Source organism: Pseudoalteromonas sp. McH1-42, from assembly GCF_022347845.1.
Lineage (GTDB): Bacteria > Pseudomonadota > Gammaproteobacteria > Enterobacterales > Alteromonadaceae > Pseudoalteromonas > Pseudoalteromonas rubra_D.
Window position 1 is genome coordinate 153,073 of the sequence record NZ_JAKRFU010000018.1, and the last position, 22,841, is coordinate 175,913.

General features: G+C 54.8%; 3 protein-coding genes. All 3 read right to left on the reverse strand.

Annotation, left to right across the window (positions count from 1 at the left end; genetic code table 11):
* Window positions 1–45: 45 nt before the first annotated feature.
* On the reverse strand, window positions 46–19,836 hold the full coding sequence (locus MHN31_RS16680; RefSeq protein ID WP_239444818.1) for a non-ribosomal peptide synthetase: 19,791 nt from the start codon (window positions 19,834–19,836) through the stop codon (window positions 46–48).
* Between the two features lie 108 nt (window positions 19,837–19,944).
* Window positions 19,945–21,684, reverse strand: coding sequence for a carbamoyltransferase C-terminal domain-containing protein (locus tag MHN31_RS16685; protein WP_010384070.1), 1,740 nt, complete (start codon window positions 21,682–21,684; stop codon window positions 19,945–19,947).
* A gap of 68 nt (window positions 21,685–21,752) precedes the next feature.
* Complete coding sequence (fabD, locus tag MHN31_RS16690; protein ID WP_239444819.1) at window positions 21,753–22,829, reverse strand: ACP S-malonyltransferase; 1,077 nt, start codon at window positions 22,827–22,829, stop codon at window positions 21,753–21,755.
* Window positions 22,830–22,841 lie beyond the last annotated feature (12 nt).

Sequence of the window (22,841 nt, forward strand, 5' to 3'; positions counted from 1 at the left end):
AATTACTAAATGCAAAGCGGGCATAAAGCCCGCTTTGTTATTCACTTAATTCTCCTGCCAGATCTCCCGATAGTGTCTGTCTTCCAGCCACTGGGTAAAGTAAGTATCAAACAAACTCTCCCAGTCGCCCAGCGTGATGTCATAGCGCTCGGTCAGTGCGATGAAGTTGTCCTTATCGTAGGGGTCCATCGGCATAAAATACGCTTCAAACAGATATTCGTCGTAACCGGGGCGTGATGACAATAAGCCCTGCATAATGACCTGATCTTTGCCTTCCCGCTGGGCCGCGTAGGCTTCACAGGCACGAATGAACCCCGCTTTATCCGTGTGGGTAAAGCGCAGACCCCGCTCAGCGGCAAAGTCATAGAAGGTTGCGATGCTCAGTGGCGCTGGGTTTGCCACGTGATAGACCTGATTGCGTTTTTGCGGGTCACTCATGCCTGCAACGATACATGTGGCCGCGCGGTCAACCGGAATGATATCCAGCATGTAGGGGCTTTCAGTTGGGCGTACCTCTATGCTGAGCATCATTTTCAGGATGCGGTGGAAGACATCATCCGTGTTGCCAATGCCACTTGTTGATGAGCCTGAGATTTCCGAAAAGCGGTAAACCGTGTAGGGCACACCTATGAGTGATGCCTGACGAATGTTTTCTTCCTGCACCCATTTCGACTGTCCGTACCCACTACACAGCAAGGCCGCTTCGTCAGTTGGAATAAAGGACTCTCGCGGGTTGACTGAAAAGTGCGAGTCTTTTATCTGGGTGCTGGCGGTGGTGCTGGAGACAAAGTGGATCATCTTCAGCGTGTCCGTGCAGCACAGTTTGAGCAGGGCATTGGTACCAGCCACCGACTTTTTAAAGGCAAAGTAGGGCTGGATATGGTTCACATATGACGCCGTATGCACCACATGCTGGATGTCCCGGCACAGTCGTGTCCAGTGCTCGTCGGATACGCCTAAGCGGGATTGCTCCATATCACCCGGGACAGGCACAATACGATCCAGATCCAGAGTCAGCGCATACTGTTTGGCATTATCGGCAATCCGGCTGCGTGCCTGCTCAACGGAGCTGGCACGCACCAGGCAGTATATCTTTGCTTCGGTGGTGGTCAGCAGCTCTGCCAGCAGGTGACCGCCTAAAAAGCCCGTTGCACCAGTGAGCAGCACATGGCGAACATCGCCCTCATAGGCATGCGTGATTTCATCGGGCAGTGTCGGCAGATCAATGCCCGCATCGACGATAAACTCAGGCAATGACGCATCGTCATCAGGTTGAGTCTGGCCATGGGCCTTGTCGATTTCGTCGATCAGCGCCTGGATGGTATTCATGTTCTTAAAGGCGTCGGCCTGAATATCAATATTGAGCCGGGTTTTGAGCTGCTGGAAGGTTTTCAGCAATGAGATGGAGTCGAAGCCATAATCATACAGATCGCAATTCAGATCCAGCTCATCGGGGGCGATCCCCAGTACCTGGCCAACAATGCTCACCACGGTAGCGGCGATATCCCCAGACGCGTCAGTTACCTCATCTGTTCCGTGCTCAAGGCGGGGTTGCGTCAGGCGTTTACGCTGTAACAGTGCCGCAGTGTTGTGCATGATACGCTCCGGCTCTGTGGTGCAGATGGTAGCCAGGGTACTGCGCCCGGCGCTAAGTAATTTAGGCAGCTGCGCAAAGGCATCCGACATCTGGATCAACTGGTAGCCTTTTTTCTCGGCAAAGCTGTTCTCGATGCTTTTTAGCGGGTCATCTGAATGCCAGTAGCCCCAGTTAATTGCCAGGGTCTGACCATGGCGCTGCTGCACCTCAACCATTTGGTTCCGGGCTCGGGCAAAGGCGTTCTGAAAGCCATTGGCGTATGAATACGACAGATGATTCAGGCTGCCAAACACGGCCATGGAAGAGAACAGCACAAAAAAGTCCAGCTCGTAGCTGCTCAACAGGGCATCCAGTTGCTGAGTGCCTTGCACTTTGACCTGCATCGAGCGGGCGAAGTCGGCCCAGTCGTTTTCTTCTTCCGTGTAGGTGGTGCCCAGGTGGAACACGCCGTTGAGCTGCAATGCCTTGTCGCTCAGTAAGGCACTGAGCTGTTCCAGTTGTTGACCGTCGGCAATATCACACGCCAGGTAATGCACTGTGCCATTGCCCACGTCTCTGAGTTGGGTTAGTTGTGGCTGCACTGCTTGCTCATCGCGTCTGCCCAGTAAAATGAGGGTCGCATCAAAGTCTTCCAGCAAACGCTGGCTCAGCGCCATGCCCAGTTCGCCCAGCGCACCGGCGAGCAGATAGGTGCCACCGCGACGTATTTCATACTCAGATTGTGCCGTGTCGTTTGCGTCTGGCAGTTGCGTCAGTTGTAGCGCAAATCGCGTTCCATCGCGGTATTGCACCTGATTCGGTTGGTGCTCAGCGGTGCTCAGTAGTGTGCAGGCAAACTCTTGTAGCAACATGTCGCTCAGGCAATCAGTCTCACCAAGCTGCTCTAGCAAAGTCCAGCTATGTTGTGGATTGCGCAGGTTGTAGCAACGCAGCAGGGCACTCAGGTCGTCCCGGGTTTCTGTTTGCGGATCGGTCTGGGTGCCATAAAACAGCTGCATTGCGTGATTGTCATAACGGGCGGTCAGTTGCATCAGCTCGAACAGAGGTTTTATTTGTTGCTCAGGTTCAGACAACGAGCCTGAGCCCAGCACAAAAGTGGTATCCGGCAGATTTTCCGGATCCAGCGCTGAGTTGTCTAGCTGATCAAAGCACAGCGAAGTTATCTTACTGCCTGTTGCTTGCAGCTGTGCACGGAGTGTTGCCTGTTGCGCCTGAGTGTCTGATACCAGCAAAATATGCCTGTGTGCCAGCTGTGCATTCAGCGATGCCTGCCAGTCCTCAGGCAGATTGAGTGCCGCTGGTTGAAATTGGTTGTCGAGCAGCAGCCAGGGATTTGTTTGTTCAGTCTCAACCGCTTTTTTGCTGATAAAAGACGTCCCTGGTAGGTGCAGTTTTGGCAAAGCAGTTGGGTAAAGCGGTTGCCAGCCCGCGACTTTGCCGGATTGCCACAGACGCACTATGGCTGCATATTCTTTGGTTTGATGCAAAGTCAGCAACTGCTCTGCTGTTAGCTGCTCGCTGATGTTATGGCTAACTTTTTGGGCTTGTTTAGGCACGGCCTCACCCAGGGCTGTGCACAGCTCGCTCAGTGAGGACACCACCCAGCCGAGTCTGTACGCCTGAGCGGTGCGGCCCTGTGCTAAGGTCGCGGCCAGTTGTGCCAGTACCTCAGGCGTGTCAGGTAAAGTCGCGATGTGGTTGGCAAGCTCCGCAACTTTTTGTCCCAGCGCCGCTTTGCTGGTGGCTGAGAGCACCACCATCGCCGGGGTGTCTGGCTGAGCTGAGTGTGGCGCTGTGATGTTCGGCTGATACTCTTCGAGTACCACATGGGCATTCACGCCACTTATCCCAAAGGCACTGACGGCTGCCCGGCGGGGTGTATCGCCGTGCTCCCAGGGCTGCGCCTGAGTTTGTACCGTGAGCGGCGTCCCCTCGAGCGCCAGATAGGGGTTAAGTGCCTGCACATGGAGCGACGGCACCAGAGTCTGATGCTTAAGTTGCAAAACAACCTTGATGAGACCTGCGATACCGGCGGCAATTTCGGTATGGCCTATGTTACTTTTCACTGAGCCCAGCGCACACTGCGTCGGCCACTGATGCGCATTAAAGGCTGCTTTGAGCGCATCGAGTTCAACCGGATCGCCGAGCGTGGTGCCGGTGCCATGGCATTCGATGTAGCTGAGTGTAGCCGGGTCGATGTTGGCGTTGCGCCAGGCTTTGTCCAGCAGCTGAGTTTGTGCCCGGGCGTTTGGCACGGTAAAGCCCTGTGATTTTCCGCCATGATTAACCGCCGACCCCAGCAAAGTGGCGTAAATGGCGTCCTGATCGCGCTCGGCTGCCGAGCGCTTTTTCAGCATGATCATGCCAACGCCCTCACCCCGAACGATACCATCTGCATCGGCTGCAAAGGTTTTGCATCGCCCGTCCGGCGACAGTGCACCTATCTCCTGCATGGCCACAGAGGCGGTGGGTGTGTCTATGATATTGACGCCGCCAACAATGGCTTGCTCACACTCACCCATACGAATGGCTGCCATGGCCTTGTGTACGGCAACCAGCGATGATGAACAGGTGGTATCTACCCCTTCGCTCGGGCCGTGCAGGTCGAGGAAGTAGCTCATGCGGTTCGGCGCGAATGCGGGGGAGGTGATCAGCCCTTCATGATACCCGGACTGACAGCCAATAAATAACCCGGTGCTGGTCCCTGCCAGCGATTTGGGATCGTATCCGGCATTTTCAATACACTGCCAGACATGCATCATCAGCAGGCTTTCTTGTAACTGAATGCGTTCGCACTCTGCCGGGGCAATATTGAAGAATAAGGGATCGAACTCGGTGTCGCGTCGCAGGCGGCCCAGCCAGTTAATTTCGCCGGGCCAGCTGAGCTCGCTGTCTTGCGGCTGTGGCCAGTCGTGGCGGGTCACACAGTCTTTGCCTGTGCTCAGATTGTGCCAGAATTCGTCGAGGTCACTCGCTTCGGGGAAAGCGGCACTGATCCCAACAATGGCGATTGCTTCATCGTTTGTCGCATTTACAGGAGCTCGTTCTGCTTCTGTATCCGTTGAGCTTGTTTGCGACTCGTTATTCGTGGCGATCAGCGTATCGCCATATTCGGCGATAATATGGGCTCTGAGGCTGTTCAGGGTCGAGTGCATAAACAGCACACTGGGTGACAGCTCAAGCTGATAGCGACTATTGAGCTGATTGATAAAGGTAATGAAGGCGATGGAATCCGCGCCAAATTCGCCCAGATCGGTATCTCCGTCCAGTGTATCCGGTTGCACGCCGAGTAAAGCCGCCACCATAGTGTTCAGCTGCTCTGTCAGCGCAGCGTCAAGTGCTGCTTCACTGGTAAACTGGGCTGCTGGTGTTGCAATGGCGGAAGCGTTTTGCTGCTCAATGGCTGGCTCTGTTGGGATGTATTGCACCAACGTCTGAGGCTGTTGTAGTGTCCGGTAAAATGCATCGATGCCACTGTTAGTAGGCATCGCAGTATCTGTGTGGGTAAACTGCGCATTGCGCTGCATACCGCCGTCTTGCCAGAAAGGCCAGTCAATACTGGCGCTCAGGCCGTGACGCTCACCACGGGCAACCCGGATATGACGTTGCTGCATATAGCTGTCGAGAAACGCATTGGCCGTGGCATAGTCACACTGAGAGGCTGCGCCGTGTACACCACTGAGCCCGGCAAAGCAGGCAAAGAAGTTTAGCGGCAGATCCGCTGTGGCTTCATCCAGCGCCACCACGCCCGTGACTTTAGGAGCCAGCACTTGCGCAAAGGAGGTCGAAGTTTTGTTGCACAGCAGGGTATCCTGCACGATGCCGGCCGCATGGATCACACCATGGAGTGTGCCAAATTCGCGTACTATGTCCCGTACCAGCAGCAGGGCATTCATCTTCTGTGCAACATCCAGTTGTCGATAAACCAGTTTAATCTGATCTTGTCTGAGGTTGCGCAGTTGTGCCTGTACCTGAGCGTCGTCAGCGGCTCTGCGACCTGTGATTATCACGGTGGTGGCAAACGGCAAAGTGGCAAGTTCGGCGATAAAGTGACGGCCAATGCCCCCGAGCCCCCCGGTGATCAGATACACGCCATCAGGTTGCCACGGACTGATCGGACTGGCATCGCACAGTGGCTGGTAGTCCAGTACTGTGCGGGTGCTACCCTCATAGGCGATGATAGAGTCAGGCGCGTTGCGGTTATCGCTCAGCAGGGTTTGCAACGCATCAATGGTCAGCGTTGGATCGACCAGCAGCAGTTGTGTGCGCAGCATCGGGTGTTCAATGCTGGCGGTTTTTAGTAAGCCATGCAGGCAGCTGTTGAGGTTAGCTAACGGCTCAGCCTGGGTGTTGCCTATCACCAGCTGTAGCAGGGTAGGCTGCCTGGTTTTAGCGAGTGGCTGCACTATGTTGAGCAGCTGAGTCGCATAATCATTGAGCTGCTGCTCTGGTGCGTAATGACTTGAGCTAAGTGATTGAGTGATGGCGCCTGCGACCTCAAAGTCAGGCAGGTCACACAACACCACACAGTGTGACGCCGTGCTGTCTGGCGCTGCGGTACTACTGTCTGTGTTCACCGGTTGAGTGTGCCACTTGGGTACACTTAGTGTGCACGCGACCGGGTCTTCTGTTTGAGTCTGACTCAGGCCGAGCGTATAAGGTTTCAGATCAAAAGGATAAGTCGGCAGACTCAGCTTGCTTACCTGCTCTCCCTGATACAGAAAGTCCCAGTCTTGAAAGCCAGTGTCCAGCCAGTGGCTCAGAATAGCCTGATAGTTGCCCTGTGCCAGCCAACTGGCCGGTGTGCCAGCGGAAACTGGGTCCAAAGGTACTTGTTCACTCCTTGTCAGGTAGTTCGTCAACTGGGTTTTTAGCTCGTTCAGAGAAGACGTCACAAAACCTGCGCGATGCGCCATGACCTGACGACCCGTCTGCAGGGTGTAGGCCAGGCTTACTCTCAATACGTCGTCGCACAGGGTACCGTCAAGCCAGTTCAGTAGCTCACTAATCTGACGTTTCAGTACCTCAGGGGTCGCAGCTGATAGCACGACGATGGAAGGCAAGTTGCTCAACGTGCTGTGACTAGGTTGCACCGGTGCTTCTTCCAAAATGGCGTGGGCATTGGTGCCACCAATACCGAATGAGCTGACCGCAGCCCGCCTTGGCAACAAAGGCGTTTCCCACAGGCGTGTGCTGTCAACAATGTAGAATGGTGAGCTGGCCAGGTCGAGGTGTGGATTCGGTTCGTTGTAGTGCAAGGTGCCGGGTAGCAGCTTGTGGTGCAGTGACAAGCTGGTTTTCACTAGCCCAGTGAGCCCTGCCAGGGTGTCTGTGTGGCCCAGATTCGATTTTACGGCACCCAGCCCACAGTATTGTTTTTCCTCGCTATGCTGCTGATAAACCTGTTGCAGCGCAGCAAATTCAATGGGGTCACCCAGTGCGGTGCCGGTGCCATGGGCTTCGACATAACTGATACTCGCCGGTGAGACATCGGCGCTTTGTAGTGCCTGGGTGATCACCTGCATCTGGCCTTCCGTGCCCGGGGCAAAGAAGCCAGCCTTGTTTTTGCCATCGTTGTTCACTTTTACCGCCTTAATCAGGCTGTATATGTGGTCCCTATCCTGGGTCGCTTGATCGGCACGTTTGAGCACCACCACAGAGACGCCATTGCCGCCTATCATGCCATCGGCTTGGGCATCAAAGACCTTACAGCGCGCATCGGGGGCAAAGTTGAGGCCTTTTTCTATTTTGTATCCTGTGGTGCGCTGCGGGAATAAGCAGGCTGCGCCGACAATGGCGTAGTCAATGTCACCGGCTTTAAGTGCCGAGCAGGCCAGTGCCAGTGCGCTCAGTGATGAGGAACAATTGGAATGCACAAACAGGCTCGGGCCAGTCAGACCGAGATGATAGGAAATACTGGTTGGTAGTGTACCTGGCTGATTCAGCGTCGATGCAACATAGTCTTCGGCGTTGAGGACAAATTCCCCGTTGCTGAACTTGTCATGCAGGTTAAGCTCGGTCAGATCGCCGCCAGAGGCGGAAATATACACGCCGGTATTGGGGATCTGATCGTTGCGATAACCAGCATCTTCCACCGCTTTCCAGGCATGCAGCAATAGCTGTCGCTGTGCATAGCTCATGGTACGAGCTTGTTTTTCTGAGAGATTAAAAAAGCCAGGATCGAATGCATCCTGACCCTCTACCCAGGTATCGAGCCAGATCATAGCTGCGTCTGACTCGGCGCGTTGACTATGGCGAACAAAGTTTTTGCCTTCAATGAGGTTTTGCCAGAATGTCTGCGCGTCCTGAGAGTCCGGGTAATGACAGGATAAACCTATCATAGCAATGGCCTGATTGGCGGTTGTCGGCTTTGCAGGATGGACCGGCTCCGGCGCTCGTACAGGCGCTGCAATTGGACTGGTGACTTTGGTCGATAAATAATCGCGCTGGGCGTTGATGGTGCTGTACTGAAACACTTCCGTCAGCGGCAGATCGATATTGAACCTGGTGCTCAGTTTGGTAGCCAGTACATTGGCCAGCAGGGAATTGCCACCGACGGTGAAGAAGGGCGCATCCGGCGCAACCTTATCCACTTCCAGCACATCACACCAGACGGCTGAGATCTCAGCCTGCAAATCTTGCCCTGATACGCCAGCTGTGGGGGCCGCTGCACTGAGGTTTACCTCCATGGCTGAGCGCCCGGCCTGCGCCGTGTGTGAGTTAAAGGGCAACTGGCTGAGCAGCGCCTGTTTGTCGACTTTGCCATTGTTGGTCAGAGGCAGCGTGGGCACTGAGACAAAGTACGCCGGCACCATGTACTCGGGCACAACCTTTAACAACTCGGCACGAATGGCTTCATCGGAAAGCGGCACCTGGGTAACCAGATAGGCCACCAGCACCTCACCATGACGCTTGCAGGCAGCCAGCACACAGGCATCCTCAATAGCCGGGTTGCTCAGCAGGGCATGCTGTACTTCGCCCAGCTCAATACGGTGTCCGCGGATCTGAACCTGATCGTCGCAGCGGCCCAGATATTCATACTGGCCCTGCGCATTAAGGCGCGCCAGATCGCCGGTACGATAGAGGCGCTCCTTGCTTTGCCCGGCGAGCGGATTAGGGATAAAGCGCTCTGCGGTCAGCACTGCTCTTTGATGATAACCCCGACTGACGCCACAGCCTCCAACATACAATTCGCCGGGCTGACCCGCAGCGACAGGGTTGTGTTGTTCATCTAGCAAGTAAAGGCGGTAACCCGGCAGTGGCTGGCCTATGATGCTTTTCCCCGGGTTTTGCTCGACCAACTCGCGGGTAATTTCTATCTCGGTGACATGCACTGTGGTTTCCGTGATGCCATACATGTTAACCAGTCTGGGTAACGGTTGCGCTGCCTCAAACCAGGGGGTGAGCTTACTCAGTTCCAGTGCTTCACCGCCAAAGATCACGGTACGCAGAGAATGTGTCAGCGCCGGTTGCGCCAGCAAATGTGTCATCAGCGGATAAAACGCCGATGGTGTCTGATTTAAGATGCTTACCTGGTTATCGTAAATAAAGCGCGCGAACGCAGCACTGTCTTTTTTGCAGGCGTCATCCACTATCACCAGTTTGCCGCCATGGGCCAGCGCGCCCCAGATCTCCCACACAGAGAAATCAAACGCAAACGAGTGGAACAGACACCAGGTATCCTGGGCATTAAACCCAAACCCTGGCTGGGTGTTGTTAAGCAATGCGGTAATGTTGTGATGTTCAACCAGCACGCCTTTGGGCTGACCCGTAGAGCCCGAGGTATAAATAATATAGGCCAGCGCCTGAGGCGCCAGGGGTATCCCCGGGGGGGTGACGGGTGCCATAGTGCTGCTTTGCAGGCAGTCACTGAGGCGGTACGCCTGAGTGTGCGCGACAGGCAGCGCCAGATCGTCGCTTGTCAGGACTAATGCCGGATCGGCATCGGCCAGAATAAAGCGCGCTCTGTCCTCTGGTGAGTTAGGGTCTACTGGCACGTAGGCGCTACCGGTTTTCAGCACCGCCAGCATGGCAACTATCATCTCCACACCCGGGCGCAATACCAGGGCAATTCGGCTGCCGGGCCGCGCACCTCTGGCAATTAAAGTATGGGCCAGCTGGTTGGCCTGCTGCTCCAGTGCCTGATAACTCAGCGTGGCACCGGCAAACGAGACCGCCGTCTGGGTCGGGTGCTGCGCGGCCTGTAAGGTGAAGCTGTCAACTAAAGTAGCGGATTTTGCGCTCGGTGTTTGTGGCTGACGCTGGCCGCCAGGTGGCAAGTCACCGCGCAGCAGTACGTCTTCCAGCAGCTGCAGATAGTTATCTGCCAGGGTTTGTACGGTATGGCGCTCATAGGCGCGGGTCGCAAATTTAAAGGCCAGCTGATGGGTATCACCCAACGGGGTAACCTCCAGGCTTAGGTCCAGTTCGGCATCTTGCTGGAATTCCTGCCACAGTGCGCCCAGTAGCGCCTGATTGTCTTCTATCCAGTCGGCCTGAATAAAATTATGACAGGCATAGCCAATCTGAAACAGCGGGTGAACACCCGGTATACGCGGGGCATTGACGGCACTGAGTAGCTCAGACAAGGGCAGGGCGCTGTGACTGATCACAGCGTCCAGTTGTGTCTGGTTAGCCCGAGCCTGGCTGACAAAGTCTATGCTGTTAGTACGTGTCAGTGGCAGTGGCAATTGATTGACAAACAGGCCCAGTGACTGCGCCATACTGGCTTTGGGTCGTTGCATCACCGGCGTACCCAGTATCAGCTCACTGCGACCAGTGAGACGGCTCAGTAATGCCTGAAACACGGTTAAGAAAAACACTGGGGTGCTAAGCTTGTGACGGGTTAAAAACTGCACGAGTTGCTGCTCTGTGCTGGCTGGCAAGCTGAGCGTCACGCGCGCACTGTTTGGCTCGCCCGGGTTTACTTGCGCTGTGAGTTTTCCGGGTAAGGTCAGCGGTGCGTGCGTAGGGTTCAGAGACTGCTGCCAGAATTGTTTCAGCGTCTCAGCACTTGGGCTGGCTAGCAGCTGTTGCTCCCAGTCAAGGTAGTCGAAAAAGCCCTGGTCGGGCGCTGCCGCTGGGATGCCTTCATGATAGGCCTGCCACAGCTGAGACAACAGCTGGGTGGCGGAGACCCCGTCGATGATCAGGTGGTGCAGCACAATCACCATCACATGCCGTGACTGAGCGCCCGACGCTACTTGCCACGCGCTTGCGCGCAGCAGTGGGCCTGACAGATCAAAAGGCGTCGCAATGGTTTGTTGTATTGCATCAATCAGGGCAGCCTTAGAGGTCGGTGCCAAAGACGTTTGTTCAATCCGGATTGCATCTGGGTGGATCTGTTGAGTGGGTCGACCGTCTGTTTCGTGAATACGCAGACGCAGCACAGGATGGCGCTGGCAGAGGCTGTCTAGTGCTTGCTGCATACGGGCAACGTCCAGGCTGGCAAGCTCGAAAACCAACGGGATATTGTAGCTGCACAGCGCCGGGTTTTGCTTGTGCAGCAGCCACAGACCCTGCTGGGCTTTTGACAGCGGCAGTGATCCTAAAGGCGTTTGTCGGGTTACCGGCTCCTCGTGTGTAACCTGTACTGCGGCGATATTGGGTTGCTGTTTAACAAGGTAAGCATGCAGCTGGTTGAGGGTTTTCACCTCAAATAACAATGCTGGTGGCAGGGCGTCCAGGCCAAGTTGAGGATCGGCCTCAAGCTGCTGTACCACGGACATCAGCATAATGGAATCAAAGCCCATATCCCTGAAGTCGAGGTCGCTGTCGAGCTCTTCCACCGGCAGTTTACTGACTTGCGCCACCACGGCTTTAAGGTGGTCCATTAAAGCGCTATCACTCAGCGTGGTTGCGCCCTGTGGCGGGGTGCTCGAAGTTTGAGTCCTGGCTTGTGGGGTTATCCAGCGTGTGAGCTTGTCCGGGTTACCGTATAAAAAGCACTGCTGTGTATGCGGCTCGCTAAACAACTGGTAGAAGGCCTTCAGGCCTAGCGCATCAGGCATAGCAGCAAGGCCCTGCGAGCGCAGCAAACTTTGCTTAACAGCGTCCATTTGCATGCCGCCTTGTGCCCACAGCGGCCAGTTTACGGATAGGCTCAAACCATGGCGCTGACCTTGTTCACCCCATTGCTGGCGCTTGATCATATAGGCATCCAGGAAGGCATTGGCAGTGGCATAATCGGCCTGACCCGGGTTACCAAAGCACGCAGCAATGGATGAAAAGCAGATAAAGAAATCCAGCGGTAATGCTTTGCTGGCCTCATCCAGTGCCATCACTCCGGATACTTTGGGTGCCAGCACGCGCTGGACCGCCTGCGGAGTTTTGCTCGCAATCAGTTGATCGTCAATCACACCGGCGCTGTGCAAAACCCCGGTCAGAGCGCCGTGTTGCGCTGCAATATAGTTAAGCAGCTCAGTGCACTGGGTTTGAGTGCTGATATCAGTTTGGTAATAATGAATTCGACTTGTATCTCCCAGGTCGCTGAGCGACTCAGGTGCGGTGCGACGGCCCGTGATAATAACCTGAGCATGGCGAGTATGGGCCAGGATCTCTTTGACGAAGCTCTGGCCGAGCTGGCCAAGGCCACCCGTGATTAGATACAGGCCATTTTCTTTCCATGGCATCAAAGTGGGCACATCGCTGTGTTGTGGCGTCAGTGTTTGTATCTCGCACTGACCCTGAGTAAAACGCAGCACTTTGTGCTGGGTATACTGGCTTACCTGCGCAAGTTGCGCTGCATATTGTGCAGGTGTATCGCTTTGTACCAGCTGGACATTCAGTAAATGATGCTCCAATGCGGCGGTTTTCAGCACCCCAGTCAGCGCCATCAGCAGAGGTTCACTCGCAGGCACGAGCAGCTGGATAAGCAAAGGCTCGGTGGTGCTGGCAAGCTGTTTGATGTGCGCTATCAGGGCGAGGGTTAGTGCCTCAATACGCTGTGCTGTGTCACCCAATGTATCTTGCAGCACAATGGCATCTGGCATGTCGTTGTGTGGTGCCACAGCGATGACCTGGCGTTTACCAGACCAGCTTGCCTTTGAAGTCACATCCAGTGGTTGCCATTGTGGGATGAGGTGCAACAGCGAATCTTCTGTGATCACTATTGGGGCCGGTTTTGGATTCACTTGTGTGAGTTTGGGTGCCCCGCTGAGCCAGTATGGAGTGCTGGCAAACGGATACGTCGGCAGGCGCAGTAAGGTCGGCTGAGCTGGGTAAAATGCAGACCAGTCGAGTTCGGCACCGACCACCCATAAAGCGAGTAGCTTGCTGAGCTCACCGGCTTGCGTCCAGCGGTTAAAATCGTCTTTATCCAGCGCCGCTAAAATGGCTTTGCCTTGTTTACTGTTGCCCTGTTTATAGGTGCCAGCTTGTTGATTAGCAAAGTCACTTAGTTGGGTGTGCACCTGTGTCAGCGAGTGGGCAACAAAAGCCATACGACAGTCCATGGCTTCGCGCGCGCTTTGCAGCGTATAAGCCAGCGCCTCCAGTGCGCTGTCATCCAGTTGCGCCTGCGCGAGCCAGTCCGTTAGTTTGCGGGCTTTGTCGCGCAGCACCTCGGGTGATTTGGCTGATAAGGCAATGATCACAGGCTGTGCACTGGCGACTTGCACAGTGGTTTCTGCCGGCTGATATTCTTCGAGGATCAGGTGGGCATTGGTACCACTGAAACCAAATGAGCTGACACCAGCGCGACGTGGCTGGCCATCCGGCACAGTCCAGGGTTGTGTATCCTGGGAGACATAAAACGGCGTATCCTGCCAGTCGATATGGCTGTTGCCCTGCTGATAATGCAGCGAAGCAGGAATAGTTTTGTGTTGCATGGCCAGCACGATTTTGATCACACCGGCGACGCCTGCGGCGGTCAGGCAGTGGCCGATGTTGGTTTTGACCGAGCCCAGTGCACAGAACTGGCTGCGCTGGGTCGCTGCACGAAATGCCCGGGTCAGGGCCTGAAATTCAATGGGGTCACCGAGCTTAGTCCCGGTGCCATGGGCCTCAATCAGGCTAAGAGAGTCCGGGGCGATATCAAATTGCTCATATATACGGCTATGTAACTGCTGCTGCGAAACCGAACTGGGTGCCGTGATCCCGCTGGTGGTGCCGTCCTGGTTGGTGGCTGAAGCTAAAATGACCCCCAGAATATGATCGCCATCACGCTCGGCATCGCTCAGGCGTTTTAATACCACCACACCGACACCTTCTCCTGGCACAAAGCCATTGGCTCTGTCATCAAAAGTATAGCAAGTACCGTCGGCACTGAGCATGCCCGCCTTGCCGGCATGTTGTGAAAACTGCGACGTGCATAAGGTGGTAACGCCCCCGGCCAATGCTGCGTCTATTTCGCCGTTTTTCAGCGCCTGACAGGCACTGTGCATGGCTACCAGTGACGACGAGCAGGCTGTGTCTATGGCCAGCGCTGGCCCTTTCAGGTTCAGATAATAAGAAACCCGTGCCGGGATCACTGAACCAGCATTGCCCCAGAACAATTGCGCGGGGGCATCCTGGGGTGCCAGCGAGGCGTAGTCGCCCTGTGCACAGCCCAGATAAACGCCGGTATTGCTGCCCGCAGCCCGGGTGATCATATTAGCGTCTTCCAGCGCCCGGTAGGCCTCTTGTAAAAACAGTCGCTGCTGCGGATCCATCACCTCAGCTTCTTGTGGTGTGATGGAGAAAAACGGCGCGTCAAAGCTGGCAATGTCATCCAGCAAGCTGGCGTAGCGACACCAATTTTGTGCTTCGGGTGATAAGTCGCTCAGATCCCAGCGCTGCTGTGCACGCACCGAGGTGCGCTTGTTGCTCAGCAGTTCCCAGAACTCGTCGACATTGATGGCATCACCAAACTGACCACTCATGCCCACAATGGCAATTTTGTCTGCGTTGTTATGACTGGTTTTGTGAGCCGGTTTTACTTCATCTGTAGCGGGTTGAATCGACTTTGGCGCAGCTTGTTGCACAGTCGCCATGGCTGGCTTCACTTTGTGCATCAGGGCCATTGCCTTGTCGCTGTGCTCAGCCACTATGTGCGCGCTCAGCGTCGCGATGGACGGAAAATCGAACAATAAGGTTGGCGGCAGGCTCAGGGTAAAGCGAGCGTTGATCTCATCGAGGATCTGAATGGCCAGGATCGAATCCACGCCGTAATCGGCAAATGAGTCATCCGGGTCTAATTCATCCGCTGTCATGCTCAGCGCCTGGCTGGCGATCCCCGAGAGGGTTTGGGCAACGAAGTCACTCAAGGTTGCGCTGTCTGCTGCAGGCTGCGAGTCGGTCTGTGTTTGTTCGGGCTGTTGCATCGCTGTATTGTGGTTTGAAATTTGTGTTTCTTGCTGAACCGGTTTTGGACGTTGCTGTACTAAACGACCATTACTTTGCGCGCACAGCACTTGCTGCGGCGATTGCGCGTCTGTGGCAGAGGCTGCAAGAGTAAAGCCATTGCTGCTTAATAACTGCTGCCAGCGCGGCTGCGACAATAAAGGTGAGCCTGGCAAGCGCAGCGTGGTGTCTTTGCTCAGCCACCAGCCTTCGAGCAGGCCAAAGGTCAGCTGAGTAAACAGCGATGGCTGAGTGACTTCGTTGATCAACAGCAGGCCACCGCGCTTCAGGCAGGCCTTGGCGTTATTCAGTGTACTCAGCATGTCGGCGGTGGCGTGCAGTACATTGGTGGCAATCACCACGTCATAGCTGGCTAAGTCAATTTGTTGTTCCGAAAGTGGCTTGCTGACGTCAAAATAGGCGGTCTGTACAAAAGGATAGTCTGGCTGAAATTGTGCTTTGGCATGGCTGAAAAAGGCCTGCGATAAGTCGGTGTAAGCGTATTCAGTGACATTAAAATTGCGTAATTCGGGCAGCACTGTGCGCGTGGTGCCGCCGGTACCGGCGCCAATCTCCAGGATCCGCACGGGTTGTTCACCCAGGCTGCTCAGGTAGTGGGTAAGCTGAGTAACCAGTGCCTGGTTGGCGTGCATGGCCACCGGGTTATCCCGGTATACTGATTCAACCAGAGCCAGTGAGCCGCCGGGAAACAGCACATCAGTGGCTTTACGCTGGCCGGATAAAATTTCGGGCAGTGCCGCCAGTGCGGCGTTGAGCAGTGCATAATCTTCCTGAGCCAGCACAGTCTGCTCGGCTGGAGGCCCCGGCAGAGTAAGCTCGTCGTCTTGTAGTAAACCGGCCTCGCTCAGGTAGCGTGCGGTTTCCTGCCACCATAATGCAAAATAGTCTGGCAAGTCTGATAGCGCCTCGGTGCGCTCAGCCGGATGTTGCCAGCCTGCACTAATCAGAGCCTGACACAGCGTATAAAGTATCTCGGTGTCAGCGGATTGAGTACCGAGCGCCAGCGCCGGCGCGGCCAGTTCAGGCTGGAATGCGTTATAGCGACATTCTGAAGAATAACTGCTGCGTACCAGCGCCGCTTGAGCTCGCTCTGGTGTCATTTTCACCACGCCCACCTGCGTCAGCGAAGAGGACATGAACTTTGCCAGCGCCGTCATGCCTGCTTGCGCGTCGATAGAGCCAATCCCGGCCTGGCGCATCTTACGCTGATAAAACGGGTCACTGACCCGGCCAACGTCGCCCCAGTAACCCCAGTTAACCACCTTAATGGGCAGTTCAGCACTGGCCGAGCGGGCCAGACTATCCAGGTACTGACAGCCCGCAGCGTAATTACTTTGGCCAGGAGCAGGCGAGAAAGATTGCATTGAAGAGAACAGCAGTACAAAGTCGAGCGACTGATCTTTACACACGCTAAGCAGGGTTTCACCACTGGTCTGTTTGGCCTGATAAGCTCTCAGGAACTGAGCGTCGTCCATGTTGGCCAGGCTCTGATCTTCCAGGTGTAAGACGGAATGCACCACGCCATGGAGTTGCCCATAGTCTTGCTTAATGGTGTACATTACGTCTCTCATGGCCGCTTCATCGCAGGCATCGGCCTGAATATAATGCGGTGCAGGGCCTAATTCCCCCAGTCGGTTGATAGCCTGCTCAATGTTTTCATTCAGCGCGCGGCGACCAACCCAGACAATTTGTGCCTGATGCTGGCGGATCATCCATTCACTCCAGACCTGACCCAGACCCCCTGCGCCGCCCAGCACCAGATAGACGCCATCCTGGCGATAGGCTGACTTACCTGAATCCAGGTAGGTGTGTTCGCAGGCGCTGAAGTGATGCCAAATATCGTCGCGGTGCGCATAGAAGCCCGCTGGCAAGCGCGTCGCCTGTTGCCAGTGGTTTGTCTCTTCTTTGCATTCAGCACTCAAATCGACAATGCGAACTTGCCAGCGCGGGTATTCCTGGGCCACGCTTTGCAGCAACCCAATCAGCCCGGCGCCGCGTGCATCGACGGTTTCGTCATGCACTTGCTGTGTCTGGAAGGTGAGCAAAGTGATGGCCAGCGGCTCTGTGCCTTGACCTTGTTCGATCAGGGTTTTGAGGTGAGTAAACAGTGTAAGTGGATCTGTGTACTCGTCTTTGGCGACCCACAACAGGTGATCAGCAGGTTGCGCCGAGTCCGTACACCAGGCTGGCTTAAGTGACGCAGGCCCCTGATAATCAAAGTTGCTTTGAGTCGTTTCAGCTGACGGCGGTGCTGTCAGGTGCTGCCAGCCAGGGAGTACCGTAAACAGCTGGGTCGCATCGGCATCGTGTGCCATTGAGCGGGTCGAAAAGCCACGCAGATGCACATACACCACACCTTGTTCATCGCACAGAACCACATCAAATCTCTGGCTGCTGGCATCTGCATGGGTATGTTGGGTCGCACAGACTTTCAAGGTTTTATCAGACGGGAGTGGCGCGAGTAATTCAGCCTGCTCCAGTGCAAAGGGTAGTCCCGGCTGGGCTTTCTCTGCAAAGCCCAACAATGTATGCAGGGCACTGTCGAGTTGCTCTGGCGCAAAGGCAAAATCCGGGGCGTTTATCGGGGCCAGTGTGCCTTGTGCCTTTTGACCCGCAACACATAATGTCGTCAGGCGCTGAAACGCCGGGCCATAGTTCACGCCTGCTGCGCTAAATTGTTGATATAACTCAGTGGTCGCGACTGTGTGGGAGTCAGACAGCGCGGTAATGTCTTGTGTTGTGAAGCTGTGCTCAGTGACCTCTGCCTGACCGCTGGCATATACCTGACGAACATCGTTTGCTTCGCGCCATAACTCAAATGTCACCCGGTCACCGGTTTGTTTTAGCGACAAATAAACGGGGCTGCTCTGCGCGTCGATGGTCACAGGTCTGAGCCAGCTCACCTGGCTCATGCGCAGTGACTGACTATCCGTTAGCTGGCCAGATAAGGTCATGGCCGCATGCACCATTTCAAGCGTACAGACACCGGGTAGCACGGCCTGCCCCTGCACCTGATGGTCACGTAAAAAGGGCTCATTCCCCGTAAAGTCACTGGCAAAGAGCAGCTCGCCCAGTGCCGGCAAACTGCGATGCAGCAGTGGGTGTAAATGTGAGGGCTGTGCTTCGTCTTCTGCAGCGAGCCAGTAAGGTTTATGCTCAAATGGATAGGCAGGCAAACTGATCCGTTGCGGGTAGAGGTCGCTATAGCTGGTTTGCCAGTCGATGACATCGCCCTGTACCCAGCCGGTTATGCGTGCATCGAGTGTATCGTGTGTGACTTCGACCTGCTCTGTAGTGGCGGCAACTTTGCTATAGTGCCAGTCGCCAGCCTCACCTGAAACAAACTTGCTCAGTTGCGCTTTGAGGGAGGCCAGCGAGTCCGCTGCAAATCCCATTCGATGTTTCATCGACTCCCGGCCCACTGTGAGCGTATAACTTAAATCCTGCAGCTCAACCGAGTTATCCGACTCAAGGTAGGCAAGCAAATCTGCGGTACGTTGCGTGAGGGCGGTTCGGGTCCTGGCCGACAGCACGATCGGCAGGGCGGTGTCTAACGCTGGGCGCTCTGGGTTGAGGCGTTTTGGTGATTCTAAGATCACATGGGCATTTACCCCGGCAAAGCCAAATGAAGATATCCCGGCAAGGCGCTGCTCGCCCGGCCAGGGCATACATTCGGTCGCTAACTTAAACGGCGATTTCTCCAGAGAGATTTTCGGATTCAGCGTCGCAAAGTTTTGCAGCGGCGGCACCTGTTCATGCTCAAAGGCCAGCAAGGTTTTGATCACTCCGGCAATACCAGCAGCCGACTCTAAATGGCCGATATTGGTTTTCACTGTGCTGAGATAGCAAGGTGCACCGGGCGTTTTCTGTTTACTGGCGCGAAAGGCGCGTTTCAGGCCCTGGATCTCTAGTGGGTCGCCGAGTACGGTGCCGGTGCCATGTAATTCGACAAAGCCAATCTGATCAGAGCCAAGCTGGGCATTGTCGATGGCCTGCTGGATCACCCGCGACTGCGAAAACGGACTAGGTGAGGTCAGAGTATTGGTTTTACCTGAGTGTCCCACAGCGCTGCCTTTGATGATGCCATAGATGGTCGCATTTAGCGTTTTGGCAGTCTCTACCGGCAGCAACAACACCATGCCCACGCCTTCGCCACGAACATAGCCATCGGCCTCGGCATCCAGGGTTTTGCAGCGCCCCTGAGGTGACAGCACGCCCAGCTTACTAAAGCTGACATAGCGGTTTTTGGTGATCAGTAAGTTGACGCCACCAACCAGCGCCGCACTGATCTCGCCGGAGCGAAAGTCATTCATGGCTTTGTGAATGGCCACCAAAGACGAAGAGCAGGCAGTATCGACGGTTTCACTCGGCCCCTGGAAATTAAAATAGTGCGAGATGCGGTTGGCAAACACGCCGGTCGACATACCGGTCAGAAAGTGCGGGTCGATATTACCGGTCGAAAACTCCTGGTAGTCGGTATTGCTGCACCCCAGATAGACACCTGTTGCGGTATTTTTAAACTGCGATGGCCTGAGGCCCGCATCTTCAAAGCAGGCCCAGGCCAGCTCCATGCTCAGGCGCTGCTGGGGATCCATACTCTGCGCTTCTTTGGGTGAGATAGCAAAAAAACCGGCATCAAACCCGGCGATATCGCCAATAAATCCGCCCCATTTGCTGATGCTCTTTTGTGCGTTTTTACCAGGCTTTGGGTCGTAGTATTTTTTCCAGTCCCAACGTTCAACGGGCACTTCGCTGATACTGCTGATTTTATGACTGAGGTTGTGCCAGAACTGATGTTTGTTATCGGCGCCCGGAAAACGCAGAGACAGGCCGACGATGGCAATATCCGGTGTCTTGTCTGGCTGAGTGGGAGTCTGCGGGTTGTGTTTGCTTGTCATGGTCTGTCTCGATAAACGTCTAGTCGGGCTGCGCGGACGCTGTTGCTTGAGCGTCGCGCGGGTCTTTCTCAATCGGGCAGCCACCTGGATACCGTGGCTGCCACTGGGTTACTTCTCGTAAATGGTGTTGTTGATCACCAGCACATCAATGCCGGACATCAGGAACACCGCCAGCATGTCCTCAACGGAATGGACAATGGGCTTACCCATGATGTTAAAGCTGGTGTTTAGTAGCACCGGCACGCCAGTGATTTCACGGAAACTGTCGATCAGTTTGTAGTATGGCGCGTTCCATTCCTTTTTCACGCTTTGCAGGCGACCTGTGTTGTCGACATGCACTACGCCCGGGACTTTATCGCGCACCGCTTCTTTAAACACCAAAGTACGCTCCATGTATGGAGATTCCTGGTAATCCTCAAAGTACTCGTCGCCATATTCATGCAGGATAGACGGTGCAAAGGGGCGGAATTCTTCGCGGAACTTAACCCGGGCGTTCACGGTGTCTTTAATGTCCACCAGACATGGGTTGGCGAGGATTGAGCGGTTGCCCAAAGAACGTGGACCAAACTCAGCACGACCTTGCGCCCAGCCGATGATCTTCCCCTGAGCCAGGAATTCTGCGGTTTTCTTGTATACGTCTTCGCCGTAGTCGGTGGCCTTAAGGTGGCTGTAACGGTGCAGTTTATCCAGTGACTTTTGCTTCACTTCTGAGCCGGTGTAGGGGCTCTGAATTTGCGTAGAAGGCTGCCAGCTTGGGTTATCCTGCTGGTAGCACAACAAGGCGGCACCAATGGCATTGCCATCATCTGCCGGGGCGGACGGCACAAAGATGTTGTCAAATTTGGATTTCGCCAGCGCGGTGCCCATAAAGGAGGAGTTCAGTGCGCAGCCGCCGGAAATTGCGAGGTTTTTCGACGGAGCATGCTCGTAGATGGCATCGATCAGATCCATAAAGATTTCGCTGAATACCAGTTGTCCGGTGTAGGCAAAATCTTTGTAGGCTTCGATGGATTCGCCCGGCTCGCGCGCCATGGCTTTGATCTCTTTCATGATGGCATTAAGGTTTTTAGGTACCACGAAGTTGCCGTTTTTCACCTGCAAAGAGGCGCGCAGTAGATCATAAATCTTCTGATCTTTTTTACCATAAGGCGCCAGGCCCATCACCTTCCATTCTTCGCCCTTGAGTGGATCAAAGCCCAGGTTTTCACAAATAATGGTGTAAAACAGGCCCAGACTTTTGAACGAGCGCTTTACCTTGATGGGTGCAGGTGTGATCTTGCCATCTTTGTAGGTGAAGTAGTCGATGCTGCTTTTCTCACCCATGCCGTCTACCACCAGGCACGACGCTTCGCTGAATGGACTGTTAAAACAGGCATTGGCGGCATGTGTGAGGTGGTGATCGAAATAGCGTACTTCAGTGGGCTTTTTATTGCGGTAGTTACCCACGATGAAGTTGCGGCATGAGGCTTCAAAAAAGCGTGACAAGGTGCGTCCCGCAGCTGCCTGTGAGGCTCTGGCAAAGTAGAACTGATCCTTGATGTCGCGGGTGTTCACGTCGATATTAAACGAGAAAGTCTCGAGTATGCTCAGCACCACATTTTCAAGAATGTTGGTACTTTTCTCGCGGCCTTTGCTCCAGGTTTTTGCGATCACCAGCTCAGTACAGTCGCTGCAATAGGTTTTAAGCACTTCCTCGATGTAATAGGGGTTATCCGGCAGGCAGTACAGGCCACGTTTGTAGCCCAGAAAACGCTCGGCGTCTTCGGCAAAAATCACGTCACCCTGCTGATTGACAATCGCAATGGCAGGATCATGAAAGGAGGTGGCAAGGCCAATATAGTATTTCATCGTTTCAGTCCAAAAGTTGGGTCGTTATTCTGTGTCCGGCCTGTGCCGGGGCATAATCTTGTCTTTAGTTACAGTGGTGTGGCTTCGTCGAGTGCGATATAACCCTGAACACCTTCGACATACACCGCGGGTCGGTGGCCGAACAACAGCATGGCTGGGGTCCGTGTGCGCAAGGGCTCGCCAAGATGAGCGACTCTGATCTGAGTGCCAACACCATGGGACTGGTTCCAGCGTTCTATTTGTTGTGCTGTAGGGTCCTTCAATATCGTGGTCTTAGCAGCATTAGATGCAGGCAAGCTGGTTGCTTGCTGCTTAATCTCAGCTACCAATTTGGTGAGGATTTTCTTTGGTCCCAGTTCGACAAAAGTCATGTCACCCTGAGCCAGCAGATAGGCAATGCTGTCAGTCCAGCGCACGGAACTGGTAAGCTGGGCGATTAGCTGCGACTGGATAGTGTGATCCTGGTAGGGCCGTGCACTGACATTGGCAATCACCGGCACGCTGGGCGCTTTGAATTCAACCTCTGCCACGCAGCGTGCAAAGTCAGCCTGTACACCGGCCATATAGCGAGAGTGAAATGCGCCGCTGGTGTTGAGCCGAATAAACCGTCCTCCGGCTTGCTCAATGACCTGTTGTGCGCGACTGATGTCGTCATTTAGGCCTGACAGTACGCTTTGCTTAGGGCTGTTCAGATTGGCAATGTCCAGTGTTTCCAGTTGATGCACTGTCAGACAGGTTCTGATCGTGGCTTCGTCTAACGCCAGCACCGCGGCCATCGCGCCACCGTCTACCTGACTCATTAGGGCACCTCGTTGTTGTACCAGTCGCAGGCCATCTTCAAAAGACACTGCGCCGGCAGCAAATAGCGCAGTGTATTCGCCCAAACTGTGCCCGGCCATAAAATCTGCAGGGATCGGGTCGCGCTGCTGATGGGCCAAAAACGCCAGGGCACTCACCACATACAGGGCAGGCTGAGTGAACTCGGTCTGGTTCAGCTGGTTATGTGGGTCGTCAAGACATAAGGTTTTAATGCAGTAACCCAGAATCTCACTGGCTGTGTGGGTTTGCTCGGGAAACAACTCAAACCAGGCTTTACCCATGCCAACGTATTGTGCGCCTTGTCCGGGAAATAAATAACTTTTCATTTTTGCCTCGTC